Origin of the sequence: Fodinicurvata fenggangensis DSM 21160, assembly GCF_000686045.1 — a bacterium.
Lineage (GTDB): Bacteria > Pseudomonadota > Alphaproteobacteria > Kiloniellales > DSM-21159 > Fodinicurvata > Fodinicurvata fenggangensis.
In genome coordinates, this window is the sequence record NZ_JMLV01000028.1 from 1 (window position 1) to 6,139 (window position 6,139).

Below are 6,139 nucleotides of genomic sequence, written 5' to 3' on the forward strand. Positions count from 1 at the left end.
CCTCCTCAAGGCCCGGATCCGACAGGCCGTACCAGCGCTGCAGCAGCAAGGCCTTGAACATCAAAAGCGGTGGATAGGCCGGCTCGCCCCGGCGCGAGGGATATAGGCCCGACAAAAGAGCTTCAAAGCGGGACCACTCGAGGAGCCCATCGATCCGGCCAAGGCGATCCTCACGTTGGCCACGGCTCTCCTCAACCATGGCATCTCCGAAACCCAGCTGACCAACCGATTTCTGCGCCATAACCGCCCCCAATCAGCAATGTGTATTCCAAAATTGAATCACATCTCTGATTTCCGCGCAAAGGTCTCGACGCTGAGGTCCCCGACCTGCAAGGTAGGGCCTCGAAGCGCGCTGGCACCAACGGCACAGGCCTCACCGAACGCCATAGAAAAAGGGCCGCCCCGAAGGACGGCCCCGTATCAGGTCCCGAAGCTCAAGCGCCTCAGGCGATATTTTCGCTGTTGTTGTCATCGACATAGACCTGGGCATCGGACACCCCGCCGCCGCCACTCTCCGTGACTTCGGCCACCTTCACGGTCTCCTTGTTGCCCTCCTCGTTCCGGACATCGACGGTCAGGTTCCCATCGTCGTCCATGTGGACATTGCCGATCAGGTTCTCCTGATCATAGAGCACGTCCGACAGGGCCGAGAGGTCGATGGAGTCCTCACCCGTATCGAAGTTGTTGATACTATCGGCGTTTCCATCACCGTTCGTCAGCAGGTCCGCCAGGGCCTCGTCGTCGAAGACGAAGGTATCCTTGCCGTCGCCACCGTCCATGGTGTTCTTGCCGGCTCCGCCGTTGAGGATGTCGTCACCGTCATTGCCGTAAAGATCATCATCTCCCTTACCGCCGGCTAGGAGATCATCGCCGCCGTGGCCTTCAAGGAGATCATCCCCATTGTTGCCGATGAGAACATCGTTTTCCCCACGACCGATCAGATGATCGTTATCCCCCAACGGCTTGCCATCTTGGGCCTCAATCCGATTACTTTCATTGTTATCCCCCTTATATTCACCACCAAAATCATCATTCACATAAACCAAACCTCTATCATCATCCACATTCTTGAATCCACCGACATAATCATCCTGGCCGATTGACCCGTCTTTCCGAACATCAATCGTCAGCTTGGCAGACTCTTCACCGTTATCGGTTTTCAGGGTGTAATCGAAGACTTCCTTGCTGTCCTGATCGAGCCCGGAAGACGCAACGTACTCGTAGTCGCCGTTCTTCCAGATCTTCAAATAGCCGTTCTGATCGCCCAGCTGACTGTCGATCCTCAGGAAATCACTGGCACCAGAAGGAACGTCGAAAGAGCCTTCTCCATCCCCTTCGTAATCGACCTTGCTGATCCAGGAATTCTGCTCTGTCGCATCAGGATCGTTAGAGGGAATGTCCTGCTTTCCGTAGTTCTCTATATCATTCGGATCGTAGTTGGGGTCGTAGATGACGTTACCTTCAAGAGGATTTGAGATTAACTGTTCTCTACTTATCTCTAGATCCCAGATAGAAAAACTCCCCCACCCAGGATTATCTTGAGCAGCATTGATTGTATAATCACCCGTTCCAAGGTCAGGAAGTTCAATCGTACTACTCGGATGCCCTATCACACCAGATGATGTTACGGGTACTTCTGCAGAACCATTTGGACCAACGATATCCAAGTATGCATCACTGAACTTGAGGGAAAATCCCTTCAACTCAGAGTCAGCATCCCATGTGAAAGAGATAGCATCACCTCCATTTGCTTTGAATGGCTGCCCCTCTTGAATTGGGTCCCAAGTCATCGTCTGTGTAGATTGCCCAACAACAGCTGAATTGTTGTAAGCAACTGGATCAGCAGATTCGATATCTACGGTCAGTTCGGCTGTCCTTGTATCGCCATCACCGTCGATGATCTCGTAGATGAAAAGATCCTGCCCGCCGTCGGATGCCTCATTGCTTGGCGTATAGGTGTAGCTGCCATCGCCATAGACCACGAGCACACCATGGTTACCCTGCACCGTGAAGGTGCCATCGTCCATCTCGACAAAATCGTCTGACCCGGACAGCTTGACACCTTTCACCACGATACCATCGGCCCCGGCGGTATCGTTGCCGAGGAGATTGCCCGTCACAGGCTCGCCATCGACTGTGGCAACCAGTTCCTGCTCCAGGTTCTCGATGTCCTCGACGTTGAGAACCTCCTTGCCTTCACTGTCGAGCTCGCCAAGGGCAGCCTGAGCATCTGTGCCGGCGTCGATGCCAACGCCAGTAACGTCGAGACCGTGTTCCTCCACGAAGCTCTTCCACTCGGCCGGGACCCCCACATCCGTTGAGCCATAACTGTCATCCGCATCCGACAGGAAATAAACCTTCTGAAGGTAATCCTGGAACTCAGGATCGTTCAGGTCTGCCTGGATCTGCTTCTGAGCCACTTCCAAGGCATCAGGGAAATCCGTTCCGCCAGCAGGCCCTGCCATATTGGCGATAGCATCCTTAGCTTCCTCGATATTACTTCCATCATACTCAATATCGGCACTGTAGCTGAAGCTGATGACATTCAGCTTCAAGGCAACCCCCGCCGCCGCAAACGTGCTGATCAAGGATTGAGCCGCGGACTGCATATGCTCGAAGCGGTTCTTGCCCGTTCCGTTGACATGCTCCTCCATCGACCCTGAGCGATCGAGTACGAGCGTCAGGTTGACCGGCTCCTTCAGTCCCTTGCTGGCCGAGGCGTCGTCATTCTCAGCCGCGGGCACATCGTCCTCGACAGTGACCTTGAAGCTGCCGACCTGGCTGCTGCCGTCCTTCTCGGCCTTGAAGTTGAACATCAGGTCAAGGTCATCGCGGCCATCGTCTCCATAGTCATGGTCGAGATTGCCGTGCAGGTCGAACGAGTAGGTTCCGTCATTGTTGAGCGTAACCGTGAAGACATCCTCTCCATCTGCCACGCCTGTCAGAACATTCCCGGCGATATCAAAGGTAACCGGCTTGCCTTCGGATGTGAGGCCAATCTGGGCCGGCTGGTTCTCGCTAAAGGAGAGCGACGTCTCACTGGGGTTCGTCACCCCCAGATCACCGCTATCCGTAATCAAGGCCGCGTCGGTATCACTGCCGTCTCCCAGGCCCTTCTCGAAAACCTTTCCATCGTCCGGAGTGCCGAGATCGATCTTGCAGCTGCCATCGGCCGGGTCGATCGTAACCGTCGCGGGATCACTGGTCAGGCCACCTTCATCCTCGACTTCGTACTTGAAGCTGGCGGGCATCTTCTCAACAGGAACGAAACTGAAGTCCTTGATACCGAACTTGGCAGATTCGCCGTTATCGCCCTCAGCCGGACCGATCCAGATCTTGTGGAATGGCTGGTCTGACTGGAAATCGAAGATGGCCGTGCTGCCATTCGGCCCATCAGATGGATTGTCGACACCACTATCAATCTTGGTGCCATCTTCATCGAAGATGGTCCATGCGATGCCGTTCTCTTCTGGCACCCCATTGAACGGCTTTAGCGTAAACTGTGCCTGATTGACTGCTTGATTGAAGTCAAACTCTATACGCTCATCGTCATCGACCTGCGCTGCGGCACTGTCACCCACAGCAAGACCAATTCCATTGTTATGTCTTAATCCTGACTCAATCCAGTCGCTTCCATCCTTCTTGAGGCCGCGAAGGTCGACTTCTCCCGAACCATCGAGCTCCCAGGTGTCAGTATTACCGCTCAGCGTAGGTGCTTTGTCTGGGTCGGTAGAGGTCTCCGTACCTTCTTCATAGACATCATCCTGCTCACCCAACCACCAGACCTTGGCAGTTGAAGAGAAGGTGGAATTGCTGTCATCCGTAAGGTCAGTGGAGTCATCGATGATGCTGTAATTGCCATTCTCATCTTCGACCACCAGGAAACCGCGATCGGGGGCTTCCGTGATGCGGAAGGTGAGATCGGCCAGGTCGGACTCCGAGTCCAGTCCGCCCAGAGTGACGTCGTCATTACCTGAGTCCTCACCATCGATCATATCGTTGATGGTGAGAGGACGTGCCGCCACGACATCGTAGTTACTACCCAGGTGATTGATGATCCCTTCCAACTGATCAGCTTGAGCTCCATCGATCTCGCAGACCGCCAAAGCCTGGGTATCCACACGATCCGCCTGCGGCGGGGTATTGGCAGGCTCTTCAATCTGGAAACCGATCTTGTCCGATACGGTTGCGGTCTTGTCGCCGCAATCGCCACAGATCTCCTGCCAATCCGAAGCAAGCTTTCGCTCACTCAGGTCATCGAAGGCGTCATCATCGAATTCGGTCGTGGTTGTATCGATATTTAAAGTGAAGTCACCGCTATAACCTTCAGGCGGTTCAAACTTAAACCCATCATCGGCCAGATCCACTTTCTCCGGCCCGGGATAATCACTGCCATCCAGTTCCAGAACAAGCTGGTCGCCGCTGACTTCCTTAATGTTAAAGGTGTATTCCTTGTCGGTTTTCTGGTCGGTTAGCTCAACAGATGTATCCGCCAGAACTTCCTGACCATCCTTGAGCCACGTTACACCAAGCAGGCCGGCACCAAGGCTCAGACTTAGCCTGGTAATACCCTCAGAACCGTCATCATCCTGTGTTTTCGCAACGTGGTTTAGAGGAATCCGGAGAGCATCGTTCTCTCCGGATAGAGATTGATACTCCGAATCTCCGGCGAACCAGGTTTTTGCCGCTCCGGCAACGCCGTCCACGCGGATCTCGATCGAGTCCCAGCCGCTCTTGGCTTCCTCGTCCGCACAGTCCGCGCTGATCTCTTCCCAATCACCCGTCAGCGTGCGGTCGCCGAGGTCCTCAAAGGCATTGTCGTCGTACTCCCGCGTCCAGGCCTTGCCCTGCAGCGTGAAGTCCGTGCTGTCGTCAATGTCCAGCTTGACCCCGATCACCTCGGAAAGATCAACCGACGTCGGCGCCGCAACATCAAAGTCGCCCTGCGCGTTCTCAGCCTCGTCGTAACTCAGAACCAGCTGGCCGTCCTCGTTGATCTCGACACCCCAGGTCTGACCGTCAATCTCAACGCTGTCGCCCAGAGCCGCGCCCGCGGCATCCGTCCAGGACCCCTCGCTGTCACCCTTGTCCAGCTTGATCCGGAAAATCCCCTCGGACCCGTCGTCATCCTGCGCCGTCGCTGAATACTTCACAGGAATGACAAGGCTGCTCTCGTCAACCTTGTAGCCATGCTCGGACGACGACTTCTCGCCATCCTCCGAGAACGCCCAGCCCGCAAGCTCCGCCTTCTCGTAACTCAGTGACTGCAGGAACAGGTCGCTCTGGGAATTGTTGTCACCCGGCTCTCCGGCCTGGAACTCAAGCGCCTTGATCGCACCCTTCGTGTCCAGGTCCTTCTGGCCAATCGACAGGTCCAGCAGACCCGCAGAGTTCGGGTAGGAATCCTGCTCGCCGCTGATCTCGATCGTGCCCAGAACCTCGTCGTTCTCGCCGTAGACCGTGATCGTGCCCTTCTCGGTGCCGATATCGCCGCCGTAGAACATCGACAGACCGACATCCACGCTCGCAGCACCAGGGCCGTCAAAATCAACCCGCAGTATCTCAGGACCATCAACCTCGTCGATGCTGCCGCCGTTCACGCCAACACCAAAGGCACCAGGCGCACTCACCTGGTCGTTCGGGCCCGTGTTGGGACCGCGGAACACAACATCGCCGCCCGTCGCAGACAGACTGATCCCGTCAACATCCTGCCAGCTCTGCTCGTAGGCCGCCCAGGTCCCCGGCCACTCAGAGGCGCCCGCAGACACCGCCTCGCCGCCGACAATGATCGGCGCACAGGCTTCGCCATAGGACCCAAAGCCCGTCTCCGCCTCGGCCACAACGCCCTCGACCTTGAACGACACACTCGACTCCGCCGTCCACTCGGTCTTGTCGCCGCAGTCGTTGCACTCCTGCCAGCCATCGATCAACTCGCGATACGCGCCATCCTCGGCAAAGCCGTCGTCGTCATACTCCTGCGTCTGCGCCTTGCCCGTCAGCGTGAAGTCCGTGCTGTCGTCAACCGGCAGCTCAATGCCAAGCTGGCCAGCCAGGTCCACAGACGTCGGACCGGCATACTCGCCCTCCTCGGACTGACCCTCGTAGCGCTCAAACGTCAGCGTCAGCTCGCTGCCGTCCT

General features: G+C 56.3%; 2 protein-coding genes. Both read right to left on the minus strand.

The window, feature by feature from the left end; genetic code table 11:
* Positions 1-241 (minus strand): transposase (locus BP38_RS23420; protein ID WP_026988876.1); only part of this gene is annotated, 241 nt, incomplete at its 3' end.
* 202 nt (positions 242-443) lie between these two features.
* Positions 444-6,059, minus strand: a complete 5,616-nt coding sequence (locus BP38_RS21515) for a VWA domain-containing protein (RefSeq protein ID WP_211250395.1) — start codon at positions 6,057-6,059, stop codon at positions 444-446.
* Positions 6,060-6,139 lie beyond the last annotated feature (80 nt).